The 24,085-nt window shown below is 65.8% G+C and carries 21 protein-coding genes; 20 read left to right on the forward strand and 1 reads right to left on the reverse strand.

The genetic code is table 11. The features are described from left to right. Nucleotides 1–2: 2 nt before the first annotated feature. Complete coding sequence (locus tag BLS42_RS11800) at nucleotides 3–455, reverse strand: FMN-binding protein (RefSeq protein ID WP_090581356.1); 453 nt, start codon at nucleotides 453–455, stop codon at nucleotides 3–5. Nucleotides 456–652: 197 nt separating this feature from the next. On the opposite strand from BLS42_RS11800, the gene argS reads away from it, so the two are divergent. The 20 genes from argS (at nucleotide 653) to BLS42_RS11905 (ending at nucleotide 24,019) form a co-directional block, all read left to right on the forward strand. Continuing rightward, nucleotides 653–2,317 carry an arginine--tRNA ligase gene (argS, locus tag BLS42_RS11805; protein ID WP_090581358.1) on the forward strand — a complete coding sequence of 555 codons (1,665 nt, stop codon included), beginning with the start codon at nucleotides 653–655 and terminating at the stop codon, nucleotides 2,315–2,317. Nucleotides 2,318–2,322: 5 nt separating this feature from the next. Beyond that, nucleotides 2,323–3,810 (forward strand): diaminopimelate decarboxylase, encoded by a 1,488-nt coding sequence (gene lysA / locus BLS42_RS11810; protein ID WP_090581361.1) that lies wholly within the window; start codon nucleotides 2,323–2,325, stop codon nucleotides 3,808–3,810. Then, the gene (locus tag BLS42_RS11815; protein WP_090581364.1) at nucleotides 3,811–5,127 is read left to right on the forward strand and encodes a homoserine dehydrogenase; all 1,317 of its coding nucleotides are present in this window, start codon (nucleotides 3,811–3,813) and stop codon (nucleotides 5,125–5,127) included. Continuing rightward, nucleotides 5,128–6,234 (forward strand): threonine synthase, encoded by a 1,107-nt coding sequence (thrC, locus tag BLS42_RS11820; RefSeq protein WP_028276075.1) that lies wholly within the window; start codon nucleotides 5,128–5,130, stop codon nucleotides 6,232–6,234. A 2-nt stretch (nucleotides 6,235–6,236) separates the two neighbouring features. Further along, nucleotides 6,237–7,223 carry a homoserine kinase gene (gene thrB / locus BLS42_RS11825; protein WP_090581367.1) on the forward strand — a complete coding sequence of 329 codons (987 nt, stop codon included), beginning with the start codon at nucleotides 6,237–6,239 and terminating at the stop codon, nucleotides 7,221–7,223. Nucleotides 7,224–7,543: 320 nt separating this feature from the next. After that, nucleotides 7,544–9,688, forward strand: coding sequence for a transcription termination factor Rho (gene rho, locus BLS42_RS11830; protein WP_090581370.1), 2,145 nt, complete (start codon nucleotides 7,544–7,546; stop codon nucleotides 9,686–9,688). Nucleotides 9,689–9,956: 268 nt separating this feature from the next. Continuing rightward, nucleotides 9,957–11,030: a peptide chain release factor 1 gene (gene prfA, locus BLS42_RS11835; protein WP_090581372.1), complete on the forward strand. Its 1,074-nt coding sequence runs from the start codon at nucleotides 9,957–9,959 to the stop codon at nucleotides 11,028–11,030. A 16-nt stretch (nucleotides 11,031–11,046) separates the two neighbouring features. Beyond that, nucleotides 11,047–11,919: a peptide chain release factor N(5)-glutamine methyltransferase gene (gene prmC, locus BLS42_RS11840; RefSeq protein ID WP_090581375.1), complete on the forward strand. Its 873-nt coding sequence runs from the start codon at nucleotides 11,047–11,049 to the stop codon at nucleotides 11,917–11,919. 44 nt (nucleotides 11,920–11,963) lie between these two features. Continuing rightward, nucleotides 11,964–12,764: an L-threonylcarbamoyladenylate synthase gene (locus BLS42_RS11845; protein WP_090581378.1), complete on the forward strand. Its 801-nt coding sequence runs from the start codon at nucleotides 11,964–11,966 to the stop codon at nucleotides 12,762–12,764. A gap of 1 nt (nucleotide 12,765) precedes the next feature. Further along, nucleotides 12,766–13,674, forward strand: a complete 909-nt coding sequence (locus BLS42_RS11850; protein ID WP_090581381.1) for a glycosyltransferase — start codon at nucleotides 12,766–12,768, stop codon at nucleotides 13,672–13,674. A 7-nt stretch (nucleotides 13,675–13,681) separates the two neighbouring features. Continuing rightward, nucleotides 13,682–14,638, forward strand: a complete 957-nt coding sequence (locus tag BLS42_RS11855; protein WP_090581384.1) for a glycosyltransferase — start codon at nucleotides 13,682–13,684, stop codon at nucleotides 14,636–14,638. 174 nt (nucleotides 14,639–14,812) lie between these two features. After that, entirely contained in the window at nucleotides 14,813–16,687 is a 1,875-nt protein-coding gene (locus BLS42_RS11860; RefSeq protein WP_090581386.1) for a polysaccharide biosynthesis protein, read from the forward strand. Further along, on the forward strand, nucleotides 16,684–17,709 hold the full coding sequence (locus tag BLS42_RS11865) for an MraY family glycosyltransferase (RefSeq protein WP_090581389.1): 1,026 nt from the start codon (nucleotides 16,684–16,686) through the stop codon (nucleotides 17,707–17,709). Before BLS42_RS11860 ends, BLS42_RS11865 begins: the two co-directional genes overlap by 4 nt. A gap of 129 nt (nucleotides 17,710–17,838) precedes the next feature. Next, nucleotides 17,839–18,324, forward strand: a complete 486-nt coding sequence (locus tag BLS42_RS11870) for a Cg1360 family ATP-synthase-associated protein (RefSeq protein WP_090581392.1) — start codon at nucleotides 17,839–17,841, stop codon at nucleotides 18,322–18,324. 446 nt (nucleotides 18,325–18,770) lie between these two features. Next, entirely contained in the window at nucleotides 18,771–19,571 is an 801-nt protein-coding gene (gene atpB / locus BLS42_RS11880) for a F0F1 ATP synthase subunit A (RefSeq protein WP_090581394.1), read from the forward strand. 110 nt (nucleotides 19,572–19,681) lie between these two features. Continuing rightward, nucleotides 19,682–19,900, forward strand: a complete 219-nt coding sequence (gene atpE, locus BLS42_RS11885; protein ID WP_003804776.1) for an ATP synthase F0 subunit C — start codon at nucleotides 19,682–19,684, stop codon at nucleotides 19,898–19,900. Between the two features lie 48 nt (nucleotides 19,901–19,948). Next, a complete protein-coding gene (locus tag BLS42_RS11890) occupies nucleotides 19,949–20,500 on the forward strand; it encodes a F0F1 ATP synthase subunit B (protein WP_090581397.1) in 552 nt (183 codons plus the stop codon). After that, nucleotides 20,500–21,324 carry a F0F1 ATP synthase subunit delta gene (locus BLS42_RS11895; RefSeq protein WP_090581399.1) on the forward strand — a complete coding sequence of 275 codons (825 nt, stop codon included), beginning with the start codon at nucleotides 20,500–20,502 and terminating at the stop codon, nucleotides 21,322–21,324. The genes BLS42_RS11890 and BLS42_RS11895 overlap by 1 nt, the downstream gene beginning before the upstream one ends. Before the next feature lie 87 nt (nucleotides 21,325–21,411). Next, entirely contained in the window at nucleotides 21,412–23,049 is a 1,638-nt protein-coding gene (gene atpA / locus BLS42_RS11900; RefSeq protein ID WP_090581657.1) for a F0F1 ATP synthase subunit alpha, read from the forward strand. A gap of 76 nt (nucleotides 23,050–23,125) precedes the next feature. After that, a complete protein-coding gene (locus BLS42_RS11905) occupies nucleotides 23,126–24,019 on the forward strand; it encodes a F0F1 ATP synthase subunit gamma (protein WP_090581402.1) in 894 nt (297 codons plus the stop codon). Nucleotides 24,020–24,085: the final 66 nt, after the last annotated feature.

A 24,085-nucleotide genomic window follows, 5' to 3' on the forward strand; every position in this document is an offset into this window, starting at 1 on the left:
GGCTATTGGGCCTGTGACTTGATCTTCGCCACGGCCTGGTTGAAGCCGCCGCTGGTCAGCGAGGATCCGGCCACTTTGGAAACCTGAATCTCGTCGAGCTTCTTGCCAACCACCTGGGCCTGGATGCCGCCCGCGAACTCGCCCTGGAATTTCCGGGTGTTCGGATTCGACGGGTGCTGGGTGATCTGCACGTCGGACACGGCACCGCCGGCCAGCGTCAGCTCCACGCCGACCGTCTCAGTGCCGTTGGGGGAGGTGTAGTTCCCGTCGGCACTGTACGTGCCGTCCTTGTAGGAACCGGTGCCGGCAGCGGACTGGGACGCCGGGGGCGCGCCCTGCGCGGCCGGCGCCTGCGCGGCCGGCGCCTGCGCGGCCGGGGCACAGCCAGCCGCACTTCCGGCCACGGAGAGGCCGGCAATGCCGACGAGGACGCGGTTGCGGAAGGCGGTATTCATGCGGGACTCGATTCTTTATGGGGATCGGGCAGCGAACAATGTGGAGGCACTGACACGGTTGTAGACGTTGGTTTCAGGGTAACGGTTCACCCTCGGAGCGAGGCATTGAAGACCTTGGAGTCTCCCGGAACCTGCCCCAGCCGTCATGCCGGGCGCCAGATTCCGCCACACTACGGGCCCACCGGTAGGCTAGAAGTGTGACCCCAGAAGAACTCTCCCTCGCAATATCCGCCTGCCTGAAGGACGCCGTCGAGGCCGGTGACATAGCCCTTTCCGCGGCCGACATCCCGGATGCGGTGCGTGTGGAGCGCCCGAAGAACAGGGACCACGGGGACTGGGCCACCAACGTCGCCCTCCAGCTGGCCAAAACGGCTGGCACCAACCCGCGGGAGTTCGCGTCCGTCCTGGGCGCCCGGCTCAAAACGATCGACGGCGTGTCCGCGGTGGACATCGCAGGCCCCGGCTTCCTGAACATCACCGTGGACGCTGCTGCCGCCGGCACCCTAGCCAAGGCGATCGTCGAGGCAGGTGCCGCCTACGGCACCAACACCGCGCTCGCCGGGCACGTGGTCAACATGGAGTTCGTCTCGGCCAACCCCACCGGCCCGCTGCACATCGGCCACACCCGCTGGGCCGCCCTCGGCGACGCGATCGCCCGCGTCCTCCGGGCCTCCGGTGCCCACGTCACGGCCGAGTACTACATCAACGACGCCGGTTCCCAGATGAACGTGTTCGCGAACTCCGTGTTCGCCAGGCTGCACGGCCGGGACGTGCCCGAGGGCGGCTACCCCGGCCAGTACATCGCGGACCTCGGCCACGAGGTGCTGACGGAGCACCCGGACATCCGCGAACTCACCGAAGTGGCGGCCCTGCCGGTGATCAGGGGTGCCGCATACAAGGCGCAGATGCACGACATCAAGCAGACGCTGGCCGAGTTTGGCGTCGACTTTGATGTCTACTTCTCGGAGCAGGAGCTCCACGAGGCCGGCGCGATCGAAGACGCCGTCGCCCGCCTGCGCGAACAGGGCCACGTCTTTGACGACGGCGGCGCGGTCTGGCTGCGCACCACCGACTTCGGCGATGACAAGGACCGCGTGATGGTCCGCGCAAACGGTGAGCCCACGTACTTCGCCGCCGACGCCGCCTACTACCTGTCCAAGAAGGACCGCGGCTACACCGAGAAGATCTACCTCCTCGGCGCCGACCACCACGGCTACATCAACCGGCTCAAGGCCATCGCGGCCGCAGCGGGCGATGACCCCGAGGTGAACATCGAGGTCCTGATCGGCCAGCTGGTCTCCGTCAACGGCGCCAAGCTGTCCAAGCGCGCCGGCAACATCATCGAGCTCAAGGACCTCGTCTCCTGGCTCGGCAAGGACGCCGTCCGGTACTCGCTCGCCCGGTTCCCCGCCGATTCGCCGCTGACGCTGGACCCGGACCTGCTGAAGAAGCACAGCAACGAAAACCCGGTGTTCTACGTCCAGTACGCCCACGCCCGCTCTTGCGGGGCCGCCCGCAATGCCGTGGCCGCAGGCGTGGAGCGCCGTGTGGACGGCAAAGACGCCTTCAACGCCGCCCTGCTGGAGCATCCCACCGAAAACGAGCTGCTCTCGTACCTGGGCAGCTACCCCTCGGTGGTGGCCAAGGCCGCCGAGTTGCGCGAGCCGCACCGCGTGGCCCGCCACCTCGAAGTCATCGCCGGCGCCTACCACCGCTGGTACGACGCCTGCCGCGTGGCGCCCCAGGGCGAGGAACCCATCACGGACACCAACCGCACCCGGCTGTGGCTCAACGACGCCACCAGCCAGGTGCTGGCCAACGGCCTGGAACTGCTGGGCGTCTCGGCGCCGGAACGGATGTAACCGCCATGACCGAAGCATCAGGAAAGTCACCGCTCGCGCCGGACTGGCTCGAGGTCCCTGCCGACCTCAACGCCCTCCACGAGCCGCTGTGGGCGGGCGGTGTCGCGCGGAACGACGCCGGCGAGCTCACCATCGAGGGGCTGACGGTCAGCGAGCTGCAGCGCCAGTACGGCACGCCGCTGTTCGTGCTGAGCGAGACCGACTTCCGGGCCCGGGCCCGGGCGTTCAGCGACGCGTTCAACGATGCCTTCGCCGATATTTGCGGGGGAGTGGACGTCTACTATGCCGGCAAGTCCTTCCTGTGCACCTCCGTGGTGCGGTGGGTCGAGGAAGAGGGGCTGCGCCTGGACACCGCGTCCGGCGGCGAACTCGCCGTTGCCGCCCGGGCCGGCATCCCCGGCGCCGACGTCGCCCTACACGGGAACAACAAGTCCGACGGCGAAATCCACCGGGCGCTGGACATGCAGCTGGGCCGGATCGTGGTGGACAGCCTCGACGAGCTCGAACGCGTCGCGGCGATCGCCGCCAACCGGGAGGAAACCGCCAAGGTCATGCTGCGGCTGACCCCCGGAGTGCACGCCCACACCCACGAATTCATCGCCACCGCCCACGAGGACCAGAAATTCGGGCTCTCCATGGCCGGGGACTCCACTGACCAGGCCGGACTGTCCGCCGCAGAGGAAGCCGTGGCCGCGGCGACCCGGCACCCCAGCATCGAGCTGCTGGGCCTGCACTGCCACATCGGCTCCCAGATCTTCGAACCGGACGGCTTCGCCCTCGCCGCGGAGAGGCTGCTTGACTTCCTGGCAGCGATGCAGTCGAAGTACTCCATCGTGCTGCCCGAACTTGACCTCGGCGGCGGCTACGGCATCGCTTACACTCCCGTTGACACCCCGCGCCCTGCCACCGAAATCGCGCAGGCGATGGCCGCCGTCGTCCGTTCCAAGTGCGCTGCGCTGGACATTGCCGCCCCCCGGATTTCGATCGAACCGGGCCGCGCGATCGTCGGAAGCACCACTTTCACGCTGTACGAGGTCGGCACGCTTAAGACCGTCCGGGTGGATTCCCCTGGCTCCGGGGTCACCGTTGGCGCCTCGGCCAGCCACGACGCCGCAGAAGACGTTACGTACCCCCGCCGGTATGTGTCGGTGGACGGCGGAATGAGCGACAACCCCCGGCCGGTGCTGTACGACGCGGATTATTCGGCGATTCTCGCCTCGCGGAGCTCCGATGCGGCGCCGCAGCTGTCCCGAGTGGTGGGCAAACATTGCGAGAGCGGCGACATAGTTGTTAGAGATGTATATCTGCCCGAGGACGTGGCAGCCGGTGATCTGCTTGCTGTACCGGGGACCGGCGCCTACTGCTGGGCCCTGTCAAGCAACTACAACTATCTGGCCCGGCCGGGCGTTATCGCTATCAGCGACGGATCTGCCCGGCTCATTGTCCGCGGGGAAACCGAAGAAGATTTGCTCAACCGCGACATGGGAGTCTGAATGACTGAATTGCGAACCCTGAAAGTGGCCCTGCTGGGCTGTGGCAACGTTGGGGCCCAGGTTGCGCGGATTCTCATTGACGACGCCGAGGCCCTCGCCGCGCGCACGGGCGCCCGCCTGGAGCTGCAGGGCATCGCGGTGCGCAACCTCGATGCCGAGCGCGACGTCGCGCTGCCGCAGGAGCTGTTCACCACCGACGCCGAAGTCCTCGTCAAGGACGCCGACGTCGTCATCGAACTCATGGGCGGGATTGAGCCGGCCAGGACCCTGATCCTCAGTGCCATGCGGCACGGTGCCAGTGTGGTCAGCGGCAACAAGGCGCTCCTGGCCCAGGACGGCCCCACGCTGTACGAGGAAGCGGACAAGGCCGGGGTGCAGCTCTCCTACGAGGCAGCCGTGGCCGGCGCCATCCCCATCCTGCGGCCCATCCGCGACAGCCTGTCCGGCGACCGGATCACCCGGGTGCTCGGAATCGTCAACGGCACCACCAACTTCATCCTCGACCAGATGGACTCCACCGGTGCGCAGTTCGCCGATGCGCTCGCCGAGGCCCAGCGCCTTGGCTACGCGGAAGCCGATCCCACCGCCGACATCGAAGGCTACGACGCCGCCGCCAAGGCCGCGATCCTTGCTTCCCTGTCCTTCCACACGCGCTTCGCCCTGGAAGACGTCTCGTGCGAGGGCATCACCGCGGTCACCGCGGCGGACATCGCCGCCGCCAAAGAGGCCGGCTTTGTCATCAAGCTGCTCGCGATTGCTGAGAAACTGGATGACGAGGACGGCAAAACCGGCGTCTCGGTCCGCGTCCATCCCACGCTGCTGCCCCGCGAACACCCCCTCGCCGCCGTCCGCGGTGCGTTCAACGCCGTCTTCATCGAGGCCGAGAACGCCGGCGAGCTCATGTTCTACGGCCAGGGTGCCGGCGGCACCCCGACGGCGTCCGCCGTGCTGGGCGACCTCGTGTCCGCGGCCCGCCGCATTGTCCTCGGCGGCCCCGGCAGGACCGAAACCACCACCGGGCACGTGCCCTCGCTGCCCATCGACGCAGCCATCACGAGCTACTACATCGGACTCGACGTCGCGGACCAGCCCGGCGTCCTGGCCCGGATCGCGCAGCTCTTCGCGGAGCACGGCGTTTCCATTGAGATCATGCGGCAGACCATCCACCGCGATGCCGACTCCAACGTGGAATCGGCCGAGCTGCGGATCGTGACACACCGTGCACGCGAAGCCGCACTTGCAGCAACCGTCGAGGCCGTCAGGCGCCTGGACGTCATCAATTCCGTCACATCCGTACTCCGGGTAGAAGGAGTCTAAGTGGCTCACCAATGGCGCGGTGTCATCCGCGAATACGCTGATCGTCTTCCTGTCACGGAAGCCACTAAGGTCATCAGCCTGGGCGAGGGCGGCACCCCGCTCGTGCACGCCCGCCACCTCTCCGAGCTGACCGGCAGCACCGTCTACCTCAAGGTCGAAGGCATGAACCCGACCGGTTCCTTCAAGGACCGCGGCATGACCATGGCCATGACGGCGGCGGTGGCCGCCGGCGCCAAGGCCGTGGTCTGCGCCTCCACCGGCAACACCTCTGCATCCGCCGCGGCCTATGCGACGGCGGCCGGGCTGCAGTGTGCGGTGCTGGTCCCCGAGGGCAAGATCTCCATGGGCAAGCTCAGCCAGGCAGTCGCGCACGGAGCCACGCTGCTCCAGGTGGACGGCAACTTCGATGATTGCCTCGACATCGCCCGCAAGCTCGGCGAGTCCTACCCGGTCTTCCTGGTCAATTCCGTCAACCCCGCCCGGATCGAAGGCCAGAAGACCGGTGCCTTCGAAGTGGTGGATTCGCTCGGCGACGCCCCGGACTTCCACGTGCTCCCGGTGGGCAACGCTGGCAACATCAGCGCGTACTGGAAGGGCTACAAGGAGTACGCCGCGGCATTTGAGTCGCCCACCGCCGGGTCACTGCCCGCCGTTTCCACCAAGACCCCGGTCATGTGGGGCTTCCAGGCCGCAGGGGCGGCCCCTTTCGTGGCGGGCCACCCCATCACCGAGCCCGACACCATTGCCACCGCCATCCGGATCGGCAACCCGGCCTCCTGGGACACCGCGGTGGCGGCCCGGGATGAATCCGGCGGCGTGATCGAGGCCGTCACGGACGAGGAAATCCTGTCCGCGCACCGCTGGCTCTCCGCCCGGGAAGGCGTCTTCGTGGAGCCCGGCTCCGCCGCCGGCGTCGCCGGACTGATCAAGAAGCACGCGGCCGGGGAAGTGCCGGCCGGCAAGACGATCGTGATCACGGTGACCGGTCACGGCCTCAAGGACCCGCAGTGGGCCTTGCGCACCGAGGACGGCAGCGACGTGCAGCCGGTCAAGGTCTCCAACGACGTAGTCACCGTCGCCGCAGCACTGGGACTGGAAGAAAAATAACGTTGGAAACAACCCTCACCGTCCCGGCCGAATCAGCTGCCGGCTCCCCGGCCGTTCCGGCGGGCCAGCTGGTCACCGTGCGGGTGCCGGCCACCAGCGCCAACCTGGGCCCCGGGTACGACAGCCTCGGCCTGGCGCTCACGCTGCATGACACGCTCACCGTGGAAACCCTGGCCAGCGGCGAACTTGAATTCGAACTCAGTGGCGAGGGCGCCGAGTCCCTGCCCCGCGATGCGACGCACCTCGTGGTCAAGGCCCTCACCGAGGCACTGCACCGCCTCGGATTCCGGCACGAAGGCCTGCGGATCACCGCGGACAACGTCAACCCGCACGGGCGGGGCCTGGGTTCCTCGGCCTCGGCCGTGGTGGCGGCCGTCAGTGCCGCGAATGCCTTGGTCCCGGAGGACTCCCGACGGGGCCGGGACTGGATCCTGCAGCTCACGAGCGAAATGGAAGGCCACCCGGACAACGTGGCACCCGCCATTTTCGGCGGACTGGCGCTGTCATGGCAGGACAGTGACCAGTACAGCAGCACGTGCGCTTCCGTGGCCGCCTCGGTGATCCCGGTTGTTGCCGTGCCGGACTACGAGCTCTCCACTGAGGCCGCCCGGGCACTCTTGCCGGCGTCGGTGGGCCACCACGCCGCGGCCATGAACTCCGGCCGCGCCGCCCTGCTGATCCATGCCCTGACCGCCAACCCGGAGTTCCTGCTGCCCGGCACCGAGGACTACCTGCACCAGAGCTACCGCGCCCAGGCCATGCGGCCTAGCGCCGAGCTGATCGGCGCGCTGCGCCGGGCCGGGCACGCCGCCGTCGTATCCGGCGCCGGACCCACCGTGCTGGTCCTGGCCAACGGAGAAGCGGAAGCCCGTGAAGTGGTGGACTTCATCAGCATCCACACCGCGGGCAACACGCCGGAGGTGGGCTGGCGCGTGATGAAGCTGGCCGTGGACGTTGAAGGTGCTAAAGTGGAAGTGCACCGGCGGTAAATACGCAGGCGGTAAATTTGTAACCGTTGTAAGACCGCGATGTTGGCCACGTAGCCTCTCTCATCTTTCACTGCGCAATATTTTCCGGTGCCACCTGCTTTCGGTCTGACGCAGGAATCAGCAGAATTGTTTCTGCCCCCTGAAACTCAGCCCGCCGTTCCTCATTTCTCGGATCGTGCATGGTGAAGCAGTATCCGGCCCTGCTGGCCGAAATCCATCCGGCAAGGCCGAAATCCCGGCTGCAGATCTGAACTGCAGCCCAGATCAAATCACCGCGTCCAGCTCTTAGCCTGGACGCCGTCGAGGGGGAAGGATCCTTCGTGACCGAAACCACTGAGCTGTCTCCGGCTGTGGATACATCTTCTGCTGCCGAATCAACGACAGCACCCGCCAAGAGCAGCGGCCTTGCAGGCCTTAAGCTCGCCCAGCTCCAGGCCCTCGCCAGCCAGCTGGGCATTTCCGGCGGCTCCCGCATGCGTAAGGGCGATCTGGTCACGGCCATTTCCGCCCACCGCGCGGGCACCCCGATAAGCAAGGCTCCGGCCCGTGCTGCCGAGAAGGCGAGCGACAACGGCACTGTTTCCCAGGCAGCTGCCCCGGCAACGGCGCCCGCAAAGGCGCCGGCCGCCGAGGAGGCTCCGGCCCAGGAAAGCCCCCGCGCCCGCCGCGGCCGCAGCCGCCGTGCAGGCAGCGACGGCGTCGTCACGGCGCCTGCCGCTGAGGCACCCGCCGCCGCCCCGGTTGAAGCCCCCGCGGTTTCCACGGAGTCCGGCTCTGCCGTTTCCGGCACGGAATCCGGCGACCGCACGAGGCAGCCGCGCACCCGCAACCGCCGCCGCGGCGAAGCTGCAGCCCAGGGCACCGAGGCCGCTGGCCAGAACGCCGTCGAGGCCCAGGCCGAACAGCCCGCCGCCGAGCAGCGTGAGCAGCGCACTGAACAGCGCGACCAGCGCACTGAGCAGCGTGAACAGCGCACCGAACAGCGTGAACAGCGCCAGGGCGAGCCCAGCGAAGACGGCCAGCGCCGCGACACCCGCCGTGGTGGCCGCGACGAAAACGCCGGCAACCGCGACAACACCCGCGACACTGCCCGCGATAACACCCGCGACAGCGATGATAATGACGGCGGAAGCCGCCGGAACCGCCGCAACCGTCGCGACCGCAACGACCGTGGTGACCGCCAGGGCCAGCAGGACAGCCGCGACAACTCCTCGCGCAACGACCGCTTCCGCGACCGCAACGACCGTCGCCGCGGGCGTCAGCAGGGACCCGACGTCGACGACGTCGAGGTCACCGAGGACGATGTCCTCCTGCCGGTCGCCGGTATCCTCGACGTCCTCGAGAACTACGCGTTCATCCGGACGTCCGGTTACCTGCCGGGCCCGAACGACGTCTACGTCTCGCTCGCCCAGGTCAAGAAGTACAACCTGCGCAAGGGCGACGCCTGCGTCGGTGCCATCCGTGCTCCCCGCGAAGGCGAGGACCGCAGCCAGCAGTCCGCCCGCCAGAAGTTCAACGCCCTGGTCCGCGTCACCTCGGTGAACGGCAAGACGCCGGAAGAACTCAAGGACCGCGTCGAATTCGCGAAGCTCGTCCCGCTGTACCCCTCCGAGCGTCTGCGCCTCGAGACGGACCCGAAGAAGATCGGCCCCCGCGTCATCGACCTCGTGGCCCCGATCGGCAAGGGCCAGCGCGGCCTGATCGTTTCGCCGCCGAAGGCCGGCAAGACGCTCATCCTGCAGTCCATCGCCAACGCCATCACGACCAACAATCCTGAGGTCCACCTCATGATGGTGCTTGTTGACGAACGCCCCGAAGAAGTCACGGACATGCAGCGCACCGTCAAGGGCGAGGTTATTGCCTCCACCTTCGACCGTCCCGCAGACGACCACACCACCGTGGCCGAGCTTTCCATCGAACGCGCCAAGCGCCTCGTGGAAATGGGCATGGACGTTGTGGTGCTCCTCGACTCGATGACCCGACTGGGCCGCGCCTACAACCTGGCAGCACCGGCTTCCGGCCGCATCCTGTCCGGTGGTGTGGACTCCGCCGCGCTGTACCCGCCGAAGCGCTTCTTCGGTGCAGCCCGCAACATCGAAAACGGCGGCTCGCTGACCATTCTGGCCACCGCGCTCGTCGAGACCGGTTCCAAGATGGACGAGGTCATTTTCGAAGAGTTCAAGGGCACCGGCAACATGGAACTGCGCCTGTCCCGCCAGCTCGCGGACAAGCGCATCTTCCCGGCCGTGGACGTCAACGCGTCCGGTACGCGCCGTGAGGAAAACCTGCTTTCCCCCGAGGAAGTCAAGATCATGTGGAAGCTGCGCCGCGTCCTGTCCGGACTCGAAACGCAGCAGAGCCTTGAGCTGCTGACCAACAAGATCCGGGAGACGCAGAGCAACGTCGAGTTCCTCATGCAGGTGCAGAAGACGACGCTTGGTGCGAAGTCCGATAACGACAAGTAGTTGATTAGGGGCGGGGAGCTGAATCCTCGCGTGGTTCGCCGCGCGGGTTTTCCGCCCCCGCCCCTTCGCGTGGAGGCTCGATCCTGACGGATCTGAGCCTCCACGCTCCGGCAGGCCCGAAGCCACTCCCGGGGCGGAAAACCCGCGCGGCGCATGCGCTGCTACGCCCGATGCCACTCCCGGGGCGGCAGAAAACCGAGCGGCTTCGCTGTTTGCCCACCTTCGCTGTCGCGTTACTAGACTTGAGAGAGTCGAAAGAGGTTTGAAAATGTTTGAGTCCGTACAGGGCCTGTTGGATGAGCATGACTCTATCCAGGCCCAGCTGGGGGATCCTGCTGTTTATGCCGATCAGCGGCTGGCCCGGAAGCTGGGGCGGCGTTCTGCCCAGCTGAACGGCATCGTGGAGGCCTACCACCGCTGGGAAAGCATCCGCGATGACCTGGCGGCTGCCAAGGAAATGGCGGACGAGGACCCCGAGTTCGCGGCGGAGGTACCCGAGCTGGAGGCTGCGCTGGAGACTGCGGCGGCCAAGCTGCGCCGGCTGCTGATCCCGCGCGACCCGGACGATGCCCGCAACGTGATCCTTGAGGTCAAGGGCGGCGAAGGCGGCGACGAGGCTGCCCTGTTCGCCGCGGACCTCCTGCGGATGTACAGCCGGTACGCGGAATCCCGCGGCTGGAAGACGGAGATCATCTCCGCCACCGAGTCGGACCTCGGCGGGTACAAGGACGTCCAGATGGCCGTCAAGGGCAGTTCGAACGATCCGGCCGAGGGCGTGTTCGCGCGCCTGAAGTTCGAGGGCGGCGTGCACCGGGTGCAGCGTGTCCCCGTCACCGAATCCCAGGGCCGCATCCACACCTCGGCCGCCGGCGTGCTGGTGCTGCCCGAAGTGGACGAGCCCGAGGAACTCGAGATCAACCAGAACGATCTCAAGATCGACGTCTACCGCTCCTCAGGTCCCGGCGGGCAGTCGGTCAACACCACCGACTCCGCTGTGCGCATCACCCACCTTCCCACGGGAATCGTCGTCGCCATGCAGAACGAGAAGTCGCAGCTGCAGAACCGTGAGGCCGGCATGCGCGTGCTGCGTGCCCGCATCCTGGCACACCAGCAGGAGCTGATCGACGCCGAAAACTCGGCGCAGCGCAAGTCGCAGATCCGCACCATGGACCGCTCCGAGCGCATCCGCACCTACAACTACCCGGAAAACCGGATCGCGGACCACCGCACCGGTTACAAGGCCTACAACCTGGACCAGGTCATGAACGGCGACCTGGAACCCGTGATCCAGTCGGCCATCGAATTGGACGAGCAGTCCCGGCTCGACGCCATCGGCGAATAGGCGCGGGTCACTCGTGATGACAGCAGGCGATGATCCGAGCCTCGCGGAGGCCGTCAGCGACGCGACCGCAGTTCTCGCGGCGGCCGGCGTGCCCAGCCCGCGCGTGGACGCCGAGCTCCTGGCCGAGCACCTGCTCGGCGTCGGGCTCGGCCAGCTGCGCGCGTTGATGCTCGGCGACTCGCCGGCGCCGGAGGGCTATGCCGACCTCGTTGCCGAGCGGGCGCAGCGGATCCCGCTGCAGCACATCACGGGCGTGGCGCATTTCCGCTACCTCGAACTCGCAGTCGGTCCGGGCGTGTTCATCCCGCGGCCGGAAACCGAATCCGTGGTGCAGCTGGTGCTGGACTGGCTCAAGGACCGGGACGGGTTGGCGCACCCCAAGGTGGTGGACCTGGGCACGGGATCCGGGGCGATCGCAGGATCGATTGCGCACGAGGTTCCCGGCGCGGAAGTCCATGCGGTGGAGTACAGCGAATTCGCACACGCCTGGGCGGCGAAAAACTTGGCTCCCCTGGGCGTCCATCTCGTCCGCGGCGATCTGCGCGACGCGCTGGCCGAACACAACGGCACCTTCGACGTCGTCGTCTCCAATCCGCCGTACATTCCGGCCGAGGCGATCCCGAACGAACCCGAAGTGGCGCTGCACGACCCGCCCGAGGCGCTCTACGGCGGGGGAGCGGACGGGATGGAACTTCCGACGGCGGCGGCTGCCTCGGCTGCCCGCCTGCTGGTCCCCGGCGGCTACTTCGTGATGGAGCACGCCGAAGTCCAGTCGGCATGGATCGCCGCGATGCTCAACCGCACCGGGATGTTCTCCGAGGTGAGAACGCACCGCGACCTCAACGGCAAGGACCGTGCCACCAGCGCTGTCCTGACCGGCCGGTCCTGACGCCGTCGAAAAAATCGTGTGACAAGTGATGAAAGAATAGGCCAGTGACAACTAGCTACGATTGCACGGCAGCTGAGCAGCGCGCCGCGGGACTTGAACACGCCCAACGGGCCATCCGGGAGAACAAGTGCGTGGTCTTCCCCACGGACACGGTCTACGGCATTGCCGCCGACGCCTTTTCACCCCTCGCCGTGACCCTGCTGCTCGCGTCCAAGGGCCGGAGCCGGAAGATGCCCCCGCCCGTGCTGATCCCCAGGCTGAACGCCCTCGATGGCCTCGCCACGGATGTTCCGGCCGAGGCGCGGCGGCTGGCCGAGGCGTTCTGGCCCGGCGGCCTGACCCTGATCCTGCACGCCCAGCCGTCACTGGACTGGGACCTCGGTGAGACCAAGGGGACTGTGGCCCTGCGGATCCCGGCCGACGAGATCGCCCAGGACCTGCTCACGCTCACCGGGCCCCTTGCTGTGTCCTCCGCGAACCGCACCGGGCACGCAGCGGCGCAGACCGCTGCCGACGCCGAAGCCCAGCTGGCGGAATCCGTGGAGGTCTACCTTGAGGGCGGACCCCGGCCCGCCGAGGGTGCCGAGGCCCTCGCCTCGACCATCGTCGACGCGACGGCGCTGCCGCTGCGCGTAGTCCGGCAGGGCGCCATCAGCCTCGAACGGCTGCGCGGCGTGGTCCCGGGCATTCTTGGCGTCGGCGAGGAACCGGCCGCCTCGGAGGAGGCACCTTCGCAGGATTCGGCCGCCGTCGAGAGTGCTGAAGCCCCCGACACCGCCACCCCCGAGACCGCCACCTCCGACAGCAGCGGCGCCACCGCCGTCGACGATTCACCGAGGAACTGACATGCAGTCCAAAGTCGCCGTCGCGGCAGTAACCTTCGACCGCCACGAGGAACTCGCCCTTCTCCTCAAGGGGCTGGCCGAACAGACCGCCCCCATCCACTCGATCGCCCTCGTGGACTCGGGCACCGTCCCGGCCACGGACGTCGTCGCCGCAGGCGGGGACAACATCAACTACCTGCGCTCCGAGGCGAACCTCGGGGGCGCCGGGGGATTCGCCTACGCGATCCTGGCCGCCATGTCCAGCGGCGCGGAGTGGATCTGGATGATGGACGATGACGGCCATCCCGAGGACGCGAGCTGCCTGGCGGAACTGCTCAAAACAGCCGAGGAGCACCAGCTCGATATCGTGAGCCCGCTCGTCGCCGCCACCGCCGACCCGAACCGGCTCTCCTTCAACTTCCGGATCAATGGCCTGATCACCAACGACCGCTCGCGGCTGGCTCCCATGGGCTACCTTCCGGACATGGTGCACTTCTTTAACGGCGCGCTCATCCGCACGGAGGTCTTCTACAAGGTGGGAATCCCGGACGTGAAGTTCTTCATCCGCGGCGACGAAGTCGACTTCCTGTCGCGGGTCAAGAAGGCAGGCCTGAAATACGGCACCCTGGCCACCGTCGCCGTCCGGCACCCCGCCACGTGGACCGAAATGAAGCCGGTCTTCGGCGGCTTCATTACCCCCGTCATTCCTGAGGGCGACTTCAAGCGGTACTGCTATTTCCGCAACCGCGGCTATCTCACCCGGAAGTACCGGAACCTGCGGTGGTTTGGGGCGGACATTGTCGGGTTCCCCTACTACTTCCTGAAGACCGGGGACGTCAAAGGCCTCGCGCACTGGTTCCGGGCCTACTCCACCGGCTTCCGCGGAAAAGGCTTCGGCTCGCCGGCCCAACTGATGTCGACCAACAGCTAGGCCGGGCGTGAAGAACCTGTTCGCCGTCGTCGTTACCTACAACCGTGCCGACTTCCTGCAGAATCTGCTCGAGTCCTTCCGCCACCTGAGCACCCGGCCGGACCGGATCGTCGTGGTGGACAACGCCAGCAGCGACCACACCGCCGATGTTGTCTCCCGCGCCGTGGCCGCAAGCGGTCTGCCGATCCAGTATGAACGGCTATCCGCGAACGCGGGTGGCTCCGGCGGCTTCTCCCGCGGCGTTGAACTCGCCCTGGAGGGCGGTGCGGAGTGGCTGTGGCTCATGGACGACGACGTCGAGGTCCTCCCCGGGGCGATCGAGGCGCTGGCTAAGTTCACGCCGGAGTACTCCTGCATGATCGGCCGCCGCTACGACGCCGCCGGCCGGCCGTTCTTCTGGCAGCACCATTTTGTCGAGGCACTCGGCATCTTCCTGCCCGTCTCGGGCGACGTCTTCCGCAAGTCCGACGTGTTTCCCACCAACGTGGGAAACTTCGAGGGCATGCTCATCAAGGCGTCGCTGGCCCGGGACATCGGGCTGCCGGACCCGCGGTTCTTCATCACGTGGGATGACCTCATCTACGGCTGGCTCGCCGCGCAGCAGACGCCGGTGGTGTACGTGAACGCCTTTGTCATCAAAAAGGTCCGCGCCCAGCGCCAGGTGGACCTGGGCGTGCGCCACCTCAACGATTCGAGCGACCTCAGCCGCCGCTACGTGATGCGGAACCGGGGCCATGTGGCGCAGTACCTGCGGGTGCACGGCAAGTTCAACCGGCTCGGTTTCGGGGCGGGAACAGTCCTGACATATCTCAAGGAACTCACGCGCCTGGTGCTGGTTGAACGCACGCTGAAGGGCGCCGGCGCATTGTGGCGGGGATGGCGCGAATCCCGCGGCATCCTCGCCGACCGGTACTGGCAGCCGATGCCGCCGGTGCCCTATGCGGCGGGCCGGGAAACATCCTGACGCAGGCACAGATCCGGATGTACCGGCCCCTCCCTGCCGGTACAGACCCGGGGTTCCGGCGCGACAACGATTAGTATCGTGGGAGACCCTGGCGCCGTCCGGCAGTTGTACGGCGCGTAATTTTTGAAACAGGCGCATGGCCGCCGTGGTAGTGGAAGTCGGTTGCAATCTCTGTTGACTAAGAAATTTGAAGCGAGCGGACCTGCCGCAGCCCTGGACGAGAAGAAGCCCCCGCTCTGGATCTGGATCCAGCTCTTCCTCGACTCGGCGTCCTGGGTGGTGGCCATCATCCTGGCCCTGCTGCTGCGCTACGAGATGGGAATCCGGGAAGAACAGCTTGTCAGTGCCACGATCATCATGGGCGTTGCCGTTGTTGTCCAGGCCCTGGCCGGCTATGCCCTGGCGCTGTACCGCGGCAGGTATCCCTTCGGCAGTTTCCAGGAAGCCAAGGCGCTCGTCTTCGTCACCGTTATCGTGGCCGCTTCGATCACGCTGAGCCTGCTGGTACTCTACGAAGCCATCGGGATCGGCCGCAGCGTCGGACTCATCGCTTTCCCGTTCGCATGCCTCTTCATGGGAGCCGCCCGCTACGCCAAGAGGCTCTACGTCGAGGGCAAAAACCGTCCCGGCGACGGCGCCCAAAACACCCTTATCTACGGCGCGGGCTTCCTTGGCAACTCGCTGCTGACACGCATGCTGCAGGAGGCTGATTCACCGTACTTCCCGGTGGGCCTGATCGACGACGATCCCACGAAAAAGCACCTGCGGCTGTCCGGCGTCCAGGTCCTGGGCCGGGGCGACGATCTGCCAGCGGTCATCCGGCGCACCCGCGCTACGGTGCTGGTCCTGGCCTTCTCCCACGTGGAGGCTTCGGTGGTCCGGCGGATATCAGACGCGGTCACCGGCCTGAACATCAGGGTGCTGGTTCTTCCCCCGCTCCGCGACATGCTCGGCGGCGGCGCGCCCAAGGGTTTCTCCGATTTCCGGGATGTGGCGGTCGAGGACCTGATCGGCCGACGGCCCGTGGACATCAAGGTCGACGAGATTGCCGGCTATATCAAGGGCAAGCGCGTCCTGGTCACGGGCGCCGGCGGCTCCATCGGCTCCGAACTGTGCCGGCAGATCACGCAGTTCTCCCCGGCCGAGCTGATCATGCTGGACCACGACGAGACCGGCCTGCAGCACACCCAGATCTCCATCACCGGCCGGGGACTGCTCGCGGGGCGCGACACCGTACTGGCCAATATCCGGGACGCGGCCGCCCTCCAGGAGATCTTCGAGGACCGCCGCCCCGAAGTGGTGTTCCACGCCGCCGCCCTGAAACACGCCCCGCTGCTGCAGCAGTATCCGATCGAGGCCTGGAAGACCAACGTCCTGGGCACCCTCAATGTGCTGCGCGCGGCCGGGCGCACGGGCGTGTCACACTTCGTGAATATCTCCACGGACAAGGCGGCCAACCCGACCACCGCCCTGGGCCATTCGAAGCGCGTCGCGGAAAAGCTGACGGCCTGGATGGCCCGCCAGACCGGGCGGAAGTTCGTCTCCGTCAGGTTTGGGAACGTGATGGGAAGCCGCGGCTCAATGCTGCCGCTCTTCACGGAACAGATCCGGGTCGGCGGACCAGTGACGGTGACAGACCCCGAGATCACGCGGTTCTTTATGACTATTCCCGAGGCGTGCCAGCTGGTGATCCAGGCAGGTGCGATCGGCCGCGGCGGCGAGGTCCTGATCCTGGACATGGGGGAGCCGGTGAAGATCCTGGACGTGGCCGAACGGATGATCGCGATGTCCGGCAAGGAGATCGAGATCATCTACACGGGGCTTCGGCCCGGCGAGAAGCTCCACGAAGAGCTCGTCGGAACCGGCGAACTGGACGAACGTCCCCTGCACCCCAAGATCTCCCACACCCAGGCCCGTGTGCAGGATCCGGCCGGGCTGAACCTCGAGGCGTGGCTTGCCCGTGTCGAGGCCGAGCAGGGCATCGACATTGCGTCGATCCCCGACGACGAAGCGGATGAGCCCGGCGGCAACATCCGGGTTGCGTCATGATGCCCGTGCTCATCGCGGCCGGAATCACCCTGGTTGCGAGCCTGCTGCTTCCCTTTGCGGTCAGGCCGTGGCTGGTCAGGATGGGTGTCGTCGACGTTCCGTCGGCCAGGTCCTCCCATGCCAAGACCACCATCCGCGGCATGGGGGTGGCCGTTTTCCTGGCTACCGCGCTCGGATACGCCGCCGCCGTCCTCCTGCGGGCGGTGACAGTGGACCGGTCCATCTTCCTCGCGGTCCTGGCGATCATTGCCGCAAGCGCGGCAGTGGGCTGGATCGAAGACCTCCGCGGGCTCTCCATCCGGGGACGCGCCGCAGCCCAGCTGGGGATCGGCGCCGCCGGTTCTGCCGTCCTGCTCCTGCTCACCGGGCAGTCCTTCTGGTGGCTGCCGCTCGCTGCGCTGGCCATTGCGGCGTACGTCAACATTGCCAACTTCATGGATGGCGTCAACGGTATTTCCGGCTTCCATGGAGTCCTTGCCGGCGGCGCCTATGCGGCGGCCGGAGTCTTGACCGGCCAGCCGTGGCTCATAGCCGGCGGCGCCGTGCTGGCCATGGCGTTCCTGGGCTTCCTCCCGTGGAACCTGTCCCGCGGCTCCGTTTTCCTCGGCGACGTCGGCAGCTACCTGCTCGGCGCCTCGGTTGCCGCCCTGGCGGTGGCAGGGTTCTTCAGCGGCGTCTACGTGGAATACGTCCTGTCACCGATCCTGGTCTACCTTGCGGACACCGGTTACACCCTGCTGCGCAGGATCAAGGCGGGGGAGCGGTGGTACGCGTCCCACCGCGAGCACGTTTACCAGCGGCTGACCGACGTCGGCTTCTCGCACCTGCAGTCGGCCGGCACCGTCACGGCGTGCACCGCCGCAGTCATCGTCCTCGGGTTCATCGCCGCCACGGCGCCGCTGCCCACGGTGGTGCTCTGCGTGGCCGGCAGCCTGGCCGTGCTGGGACTCTACCTTGCTTCCCCGGACCTGATCCGGCACTTCCGACGCCGGCAGAAGGTCACCCGGGTGCCGGTGTCCTGAGGTCACCCGGAACGCAGGGCGGCACCGGCCAGGAGCCGGACGCCGCCCTGTTCTATCTCGTGTAGAATTCAGGGGCGGTACTTCGCCGCCCACTTTGACCAAAAATACGCCAGCGACGATTGGGATCTCATGACCTCCAACGCCGGGCCGGGACCCGCTTCCGGCAACGGACCAGTTGGTGTCTCCGGCCCCACAAAATCCCTCTGGCTTAGGCTGCTGGCCATGAGCTCCGCAGCCTCCGCCGCCGCCCTGGTGCTGACCGGCATAGCCGCCTTCATCTTCAACGGCGCCGTGGGCTTCTGGTCCGCCCTCTTCGGGGGAGCGCTGGTGATGGCGTTCTTTGCCATCAGCCTCGCGGTGGGCCACTTCGTCGGCCGCAGCAACCCCTCCGGAGCGATCGGACTGTTCGTCGCGACGTACTTCGTCAAGGTTGTCGGCTTTGCCGTAGTCCTCTTCGTCATCGGGGCTCCGGCCTGGCTGCACGGCCGCTGGTTCCTGATCGGCGCCGTCGTGACCGTGGTGTTTTGGCAGGCAGCCGAAATTTACGGTTTCAGCAAGGCCAGGCTCCAGATTTACAACGATCCCGAAACCCGAAAAGATGGCACCGATGTTTAGCCGCAAAAAGGGCCAACGGCCAGTTGCCAGCCCACTTGCCGGAGCAATTAACAGGCCAGCCAAATCACCTAAAACTACAGCCGGTGCCCCCGGTGTATCGACGGAGGGCAGCGACGGCGGATACAACGCCGGCATCGCCGTCTTCAGCTACATTGTTGGCGGAATCATCGTCTGGAGTTTGGTAGGGTGGGGACTGGATAATCTGTGGGGAACCCGCTGGATTGTGCTCGCAGGCGCTCTGCTTGGAGCTGCGGGAGGGTTCTATCTTTCTCATATGCACGGCCTCACCAGTAACAGAACGTCAGCTGGTGACGGCAATGCTGCACGTGGCCCGTCCCAGGACGAGGAACAGTAATGCCAAATAATTTCACAGGGGGAGAGGCGGGCACCAATGTCGCCGGTCCCCGCCCAACGCCCAATGATGGACACTGCAGAGAGGAAACGCGTTGATCGCGCTTGCGCTCCCGGCCCAAGATTCAGGAACCTTCACGCCTCCTGGAATTGAAGAACTTCACCTGCCGGCTATCATCCCCTGGGGTGCGGCCGAAGGATTTTCCAAGCAGATGCTGCTGGTAATCCTGTCGGTTGTCATTATCGCTACATTTTTTGTGATCGCTGCGCGGAAGCAGCAGCTCGTTCCCGGCAAGCTGCAGTTCGCAGGCGAGGCGGCCTATAGCTTCGTCCGCAACAGCATCGCCAAGGACATCATCGGCGGCCGGGACTTCATGAAGTATGTCCCGCTGCTGTTCAGCCTGTTCTTCTTCATCCTCGTGAACAACATCTACGGTGCAATCCCGCTGATCCAGCTTCCGACGTTCTCGCACGTCGGCGGGGCCTACGTTATGGCAGCGATCGTGTACATCACCTGGATCGCCGTCGGCATCAAGAAGAGCGGCCTGAAGTACTTCAAGCTGGCCACGGTTCCAACCGGCGTGCCGTTCTACATTCTCCCGATCGTGGTTCCGATTGAGATCATCTCCAATTTCCTGGTCCGCCCGGTCACGCACAGCCTCCGTCTGTTCGCCACCATGCTGGCCGGCCACTTGATCATGATGATCTCCGGCGCGGGCATTGAATTCCTCGTGATGCAGGAAAACGTGCTCCTCAAGGGCGCGTCCGTACTCGTCCTTGGTGGCGCCATCGCCATGTACATGCTCGAAGCGCTGATCATGGTGCTGCAGGCCTACGTCTTCACGCTGCTGACCGCGATCTACATCGAAGGTGCGCTCCACGCCGACAGCCACTAGGCGCAGCGCCAGCGGGCACAACGCCAGCTGGCACAACATAGTCTTCCCCTCACGGGGATGAAGCAACCCAAACAACCTGCCACATGGGTGGCATCTTGAAAGGAAGAAAAATGGAAGGCTCCATCAACGGCTCCCTCAACCTCATCGGCTACGGCCTCTCCGCCATCGGCGGTGGTATCGGTGTGGGTCTCGTGTTCGCCGCCTACATCAACGGTGTGGCACGTCAGCCGGAAGCCCAGCGCGTCCTGCAGCCGATCGCATTCCTCGGCCTCGCGTTGACTGAAGCCCTCGCCATCCTTGGCCTGGTCTTCGCGTTCGTTCTCAAGTAAACAGAACAACCGAACATCCAGAACCGAGTAGATAAGGACGGGTGAAATATGAATCAAGCGATCATCTCAGCCGCCACCGAAGGCGGTACTAACCCCCTCGTTCCCAATCCTTGGGAGATGCTTGTCGTCTTCGCCGGCTTTGCTGTCCTCATGTACGTCGTGGTCAAGTACGTTGTCCCGATGTTCGAGAAGACCTTCGCAGAGCGGGCCGAGGCCATCGAGGGTGGCATCGCCAAGGCCGAAAAGGCCCAGGCCGAGGCCTCCGCTGCACTCGAAGAGTACAAGCAGCAGCTCACGGAAGCCCGCACCGAAGCCAACCGCATCCGTGAGGAAGCACGCGCCGAAGGTGCCCAGATCCTTGCAGAGCTGAAGGAGAAGGCTGCTGCCGAGTCTGCCCGCATCACCGCACAGGCGCACACGCAGATCGAATCCGAGCGCCAGGCGGCCGTTGTGTCGCTCCGCGCGGAGGTCGGCACGCTGGCCACGACGCTGGCGAGCCGCATCGTCGGCGAGGCACTGAGCGACGATGCACGGTCGGCCCGAGTGGTGGACCGGTTCCTGGCAGATCTGGAGAACCAGAACGCGGGTGTAGCTAAGTAATGGCAGGTGTATCGAGCGAATCGCTGGCCGCTGCGCTGGCGGCCTTGGAAGCCAAGCTTCCCTCCGCGTCGCTGCAGTTGGCAAAGGAACTCTTCGGAATCCTGGGCACAGTGGACAGTTCGGCCGGCTTGCGCCGCGCCCTGACTGACCCGTCCCGCAGCGGTGACGAAAAGTCGGCGCTGGTCAAGCAGCTCTTCAGCGGGAAAGTCTCCGCTGACGCTGTTCAGATCGCTGCCGGCCTGGCCAGCTCCCGCTGGGCATCCGCACGGGATATCGGCGATGCACTCGAGACTCTTGCCGCTTCGGTGGTCATCGCTGTTGCCGAGAACAAGTCGGCCGTCTCTGCCTCCGGACTCACCGGACTGGAAGCGCTGGAGAACGATCTGTTCTCCTTCAACCAGACCGTTGAGTCCAGCCACGAGGTCCAGCGTGCTCTGTCCGAGCCGCAGGCCAGCCCGGCTGCCAAGGTGTCCCTCGCCGAGAAGCTCGTACCAGGTGCGAGCGAGGAAGCGAAAGTCCTGATCGGACAGGCCGTCACGGCTCCGAGGGGGCTCAAGGTCACCAAGCTGGTTCGCCGTTTCGCCGAGCTTGCCGCCAAACGCCAGCAGCGCTGGATTGCAACGGTCAACGTCACCCGTCCACTGACGGAGACGCAGACCAGCCGCCTGCAGGCGGGGCTGAACGCCCTTTACGGGCGAGAGCTCAAGATCAACATGAACGTTGACCCGGCACTGATCGGTGGCATCCGGATCCAGGTAGGTGACGAAGTGGTTGACGCTTCGGTCGCCGGCCGCCTGGGCCAGCTCCAGCGTCAGCTTGCTTAGCTAGCCGGACAAGCACAACCTAACGACAAGAAACCCCGGTCATCGTGAGCAACGATGATCACGAAAACAGGAGAGCAGGGACTGCAGATGGCCGAATTGACCATCAACGCCGACGACGTCCGTAATGCGTTGAACGAGTTCGCGGCGTCCTACGAACCCGGAAACGCAGAGCGCGTAGAGGTCGGCCGTGTAACAACCGCAGGTGACGGCATCGCCCGTGTTGAGGGCCTTCCCTCGGTCATGGCGAACGAGCTGCTTCGCTTCGAAGACGGCACCCTGGGCCTGGCCCAGAACCTTGACGTCCGCGAGATCGGTGTGATCGTCCTCGGTGACTTCACCGGAATCGAAGAAGGCCAGGAAGTCCACCGCACCGGACAGGTTCTGTCCGTGCCGGTTGGCGATGCCTTCCTCGGCCGCGTGGTTGACCCGCTGGGCCAGCCCATCGATGACCTCGGGGAGATCAAGGCCGAGACCACCCGTGCCCTGGAACTCCAGGCGCCCGGCGTGACCCAGCGTAAGTCGGTTCACGAGCCGATGCAGACGGGCCTGAAGGCCATCGACGCAATGATCCCGATTGGCCGCGGTCAGCGTCAGCTGATCATCGGTGACCGCCAGACCGGCAAGTCGGCAATCGCGATCGATACGATCATCAACCAGAAGGCCAACTGGGCTTCTGGCGATGTCACCAAGCAGGTGCGCTGCATCTATGTAGCCATCGGCCAGAAGGCATCCACGATCGCGGCCGTCCGCCAGACCCTCGAGGACAACGGCGCACTGGAATACACCACGATCGTGGCTTCCCCCGCGTCCGACCCCGCAGGCTTCAAGTACCTGGCACCGTACGCCGGCTCGGCTATCGGCCAGCACTGGATGTACGGCGGCAAACACGTCCTCATCGTGTTCGATGACCTGTCCAAGCAGGCCGAGGCCTACCGTGCAGTGTCACTGCTGCTCCGCCGCCCGCCGGGACGCGAAGCCTACCCGGGCGACGTCTTCTACTTGCACTCCCGCCTGCTGGAGCGTTGTGCCAAGCTCTCCGACGAGCTCGGTGCAGGCTCGATGACCGGCCTCCCGCTGATCGAGACCAAGGCGAACGACGTGTCCGCCTACATCCCGACCAACGTGATCTCCATCACCGATGGCCAGATCTTCCTGCAGTCGGACCTCTTCAACGCCAACCAGCGTCCCGCTGTGGACGTCGGCGTGTCCGTCTCCCGTGTTGGTGGCGCCGCCCAGGTCAAGTCCATGAAGAAGGTCTCCGGTACCTTGAAGCTGGAACTGGCCCAGTACCGCGACATGCAGGCCTTCGCCATGTTTGCCTCGGACCTCGACGCCGCATCGCGCCAGCAGCTGACCCGTGGTGCACGCCTGATGGAACTGCTCAAGCAGGGCCAGTACTCGCCGTTCCCGATCGAGAACCAGGTTGTCTCCATCTGGGCCGGCACCAACGGCCACCTCGACGAGGTTCCGGTTGAAGACATCAACCGCTTCGAGACCGAGTTCCTGGAGCACCTCAAGCACAAGTCCTCCATCCTGACGACGCTGGCCCAGACCAACGTCATGGACGATGACACCGCTGAAGCACTGAAGACCGCGATCGTGGACTTCAAGAAGGGCTTCTTCGGCGAGGGAGACAACCTCCTGGTCGGTGCGGGGCACGAGGAGCACGCCCCCATCGGCGAGGACCAGGTCGACCAGGAAAAAATCGTCAAGCAGAAGCGCTAGTTTCGCTGGCAGGGACTGCCGGGACCCGCACGGGTTCCGGCAGTCCCGGCCATCGAGATCTTAGGAAAGGATAAGTATGGGAGCCCAGATCCGGGTCTACCGCCAGAAGATCAGCTCGACGACGTCGATGCGCAAGATCTTCAAGGCGATGGAACTGATCGCTACCTCGCGCATCGGCAAGGCCCGCGCACGCGTAGCAGCTTCACTGCCTTACGCGAACGCGATCACGCGTGCCGTTTCTGCTGTCGCAAGCCAGAGCGAAATCGACCACCCGCTGGTCACCGAGCCGTCGCAGATTCGCCGGGCCGCCGTCCTGGTCATCACCTCGGACCGTGGCCTCGCAGGGTCTTACTCGGCGAGCATCCTCAAGCAGGCCGAAGGCCTCAACGAGTTGCTCCACGCGGAAGGCAAGGAAGTCAAGACGTTCCTGGTCGGCCGCAAGGCGCAGGCGTACTTCGACTTCCGGAACCGTGAATACGCTCGCGTATGGACCGGCAACACGGATGCACCGGAGTTCGCGACCGCGCGGGAAGTCAGCGAAGCATTGCTGGCTGATTTCGCTACCGCCTACGAAGAGGGCGGCGTCGACGAAATCCACGTCGTCTACACCCGCTTCAAGTCGATGGTGACCCAGGAGCCGACGGTCGTCCGTCTGCTGCCGCTCGAGGTTGTCGAAGAGAAAGCCGCGTCCGAATCGGACCTGCTTCCCCTCTACGAATTCGAGCCGGAAACGGAGCAGGTTCTCGATGCCCTGCTGCCGCGCTACATCGAATCACGTATCTTCGCCGCCATGTTGCAGGCAGCAGCTTCCGAGCTCGCAGCCCGCCAGCGCGCGATGAAGTCCGCCGGCGACAACGCGACGGATCTCATCAAGAAGTACACGCGTCTGCGCAACACTGCCCGTCAGGCTGAAATTACGCAGGAGCTTTCCGAAATCGTTGCCGGTGCCGACGCGTTGTCCGCGTCCTAGCCAGCACGAGCCCGGATCCAGCTGTACCTGCACCAAAGAATGAACTTAACCCCACGCCATCTACTG

The organism is Arthrobacter sp. ov407 (genome assembly GCF_900102895.1).
Lineage (GTDB): Bacteria > Actinomycetota > Actinomycetes > Actinomycetales > Micrococcaceae > Arthrobacter.